The organism is Devosia psychrophila, assembly GCF_000971275.1.
Lineage (GTDB): Bacteria > Pseudomonadota > Alphaproteobacteria > Rhizobiales > Devosiaceae > Devosia > Devosia psychrophila.
Map to the genome: position 1 here is coordinate 1 of NZ_LAPV01000031.1, position 2948 is coordinate 2948.

General features: G+C 63.6%; 3 protein-coding genes. All 3 read right to left on the reverse strand.

Translation table 11 applies throughout. The features are described 5' to 3' along the window. A partial coding sequence (locus tag WH91_RS02975; protein ID WP_046169539.1) for a cation transporter occupies positions 1-938 on the reverse strand: 938 nt, incomplete at its 3' end. Between the two features lie 76 nt (positions 939-1014). After that, a complete protein-coding gene (locus tag WH91_RS02980; RefSeq protein WP_248305806.1) occupies positions 1015-2067 on the reverse strand; it encodes a type II glyceraldehyde-3-phosphate dehydrogenase in 1053 nt (350 codons plus the stop codon). A gap of 61 nt (positions 2068-2128) precedes the next feature. Further along, positions 2129-2948 (reverse strand): multicopper oxidase family protein (locus WH91_RS02985; protein WP_046169541.1); only part of this gene is annotated, 820 nt, incomplete at its 5' end.

The following is a 2948-nucleotide window of genomic DNA, read 5'->3' on the forward strand; positions in this document are numbered from 1 at the left end:
ACGGGAAGCTTGTTGCCCGGCCGGAGTACCACGATGTCGCCCAGCACAACATCGGCGGTCGCTACTTCGATTTCCTTGCCGTCCCGGAGCACGGTGGCTTTGGGTGGAGCGAGGTCGAGCAGCGCTCTGATTGCGGCCGACGCCCCGGCACGGGCCCGCATCTCCAGCCAATGGCCAAGCAGGATGAACACGAGGAGCACGCTCGCCGCCTCGAAGAACTGTTGGCCCTCAAAAAAGAATGTCGCGCCGACGCTTAAAAAATACCCGGTGCCAACGCTCAGAACGACCAGGACTGCCATGTTGAGCACGCCGTTCCGAAGTGCACGCCACGCCGCCACCACGAATGGCCAGACCGGATAGAGGATTGCCGCGCTGGCGAGCAGGAACATAGTGAGGTTCATGCTCAACCCGAACGGCGGGCGCAGGAGCGGCCCGCCCAAGCCCATCGGCTCCAGGAGGAAGATCGGGATCGAGAAGACAAGACTGATCAGGAAGCGGTTTCGCATATCCTTGACCATGCTCTGCATATCCCCGCCAGAGCCGTGGCCCATCTCATGCGCCATGGCATCGCGGGACGTTGTCGGCGCAGCCGTCCCCTTGCGATCCGCGGCCGGCTGGGTCATGGCCGCGTGCCCGGCATGCTCATCGCGTGCGGGCGCGGCGGGCGCATCTCGACGAGCCGGTGGCATCGTTATGCTGTCAGGGCTGCAAAGGTGGCGCGGCACGATCTCGCCCCGGCAATGGAAGCCGCAGGCTTCGATCTCCCGGGCGATGGCCTCGGCGCTGGTCTTGGTGTCGTCGAAGGCGACGCTCGCCGTCGTCGAGGCGGCGTTCATGTTCACCGCGGTTACGCCAGGGAGAGCCGACAGCCGCTTCTCGACCGCGGTGAAGTCGAGGATACTGGTGAGATTGCCAACGTCGAAGGTCGCTTTTTTCATAATCCAACTCCTGGAGCCAGGCTCGGGCCGAGGTGTGTCTGATACCGCTCGAAACACAGGGGGTCCTGTTCTGCGTTCATGGGTCTACTCTGGGCGTGGGCGGTCCAGAGCCGCTCAAGCTGCCGATTCCGAGTGCAGCATTGGTTGCCCATATCGAGGCCGCTGCATCTGTCTCGTCGCCGGCAAGGGCACGGATCGCGTCGATCGTCTCTGGGATCACGATCGCCTGGTTGTCGACCATGTAGGCGTAAAACAGCTCGTCGCCCTGCACCGTCAGCATGTCCGCCCACAGCGCCACTTCGTAGAGGTCGCCATGCGGCCGACCAATGTCGAGCATCCATTCCTTGATGCTGTTGAGGGCCTTCAGGCCATTATCGCCACGGACGAGTGCGATGCGCGAGGAGGCACGGAACGCATCCAGAACCTCTTCCTTGCCAGCGGTTCTGGTCATCCGGACGTTCCAGAAGTGCAGATGGCCAAGTGTTTCTGGAACCTTCACCGCCATCGTTACGACATCGAGGTCGGGATCGACGCTTTGCGCGTCCGGCCCCTGGTGGCTTGGTATGCTCGGTTCGGGCACCAGGGTGTTCATGATGCCGGTCTCGTGACTTTCCCAAGGGTCGGTCGCCCGCCGCAGCAGGGTTCCGCGTGCATTATGCAGCAGGCCCGCCTGCTTCAGGGCGGTCAGCGTCCGCACGATCGAGGTGGTGTTGCAGGAAACGACGCGGGTGCTTTGGCGCCCGATAGCGGTTTCATAGGACGAGTCCGCCACAAAGGAGTGGCCGGTCACGGCGTGTTTTTCGCCGCCCTGCACAATGAATTTGAGCCCCAGTTTCCGGTACGCCTCGATATTGGTTGCTGCGATATTCTTCGGCGTGCAATCCACGACGATATCCGCGGCGCCGAGCAGATCCAGGACTTCGCCGCTGACCTCAATGCCGGCCGCCCGCATCGCCGCGGCGGCCGGCGCTGTCGCCCCAAAGACCCGAAAGCCCTTTTCGACGGCGACCGCCAGGCGCCAATCCGCAACGACATCCGCGACACCCGCCAGAACCAAGTCCGACTGAAGACCAACCGCCTCAGCGACGCGCTTGCCGATGACGCCATAGCCAGTCACCGCGACGCGCACTTTCTTTTTCGGTTGCATGAGTTGGTCGCCTTCTCTTGGTGTTTCTGATCGCTGCCTGAGCCTAGGTTCGATAGCCAAAGGTCGACATCATGCCGGTCGCCATGTGGTAGAGGTGGTGGCAGTGAAAGGCCCACTGGCCAGGGTTGTCGGCGTCCAGGGCGATCGTGACCGACCGCATCGGCGGCACGAGCACGGTGTCGCGAACCGCGCCGGAGAATCGTTGCCCATCGATCGCTACGACCTGGAAGTGGTGACCGTGCAGATGCATCGGGTGCGCCATCACGCTCGCATTGGTCAGCGTGACTTCGACGCGATCGCCCAAATCCACGAGGATCGGTGCACTGGTTTCAAGGCCCCAGCGATAGGCGGCCATGTCGCCGGTCAGCGCCATCTCGAATGTCTTGTCGGCCGGCCGGGATGCCAGGGGCGCGATGGCCCGGATTCCTGCTTCGAGGGCAAGGGCGAGGACAGGCCCTGCTTCGTCTGCCGATGTCGCGATCTTGGCGATGTCGGCCCCGGTAGGGCGTAGAAGGATGCCGGTACGCTCTGGTCCGCCTTCGCGTAGGGCCATGATCGGGAATGCCTTGGCCGCAGGCGGCAGTCGCAGCCTCACATCGATGCGTTGTCCCATGCTCACCGGAAAGCGCCGGCCGTTGACCGGATCGATGTCCTGGCCGTCGACGGCGATCAACTCGCCTTCCAGCTCGCCGACGTCGATCGTGAATGCCGTCGCGGTGGCGCCGTTGATGATCCGGAGGCGCACACGTCCGCCACGCTCGACCGGCACGATCTCTGGGTCGTCCAGAGTACGGTCGTTGGCGAGATAGGCGTCGTACTCAATATCGTTGAGATCCGGGGCCGTGGCGGCGCCGAAGCGCCAC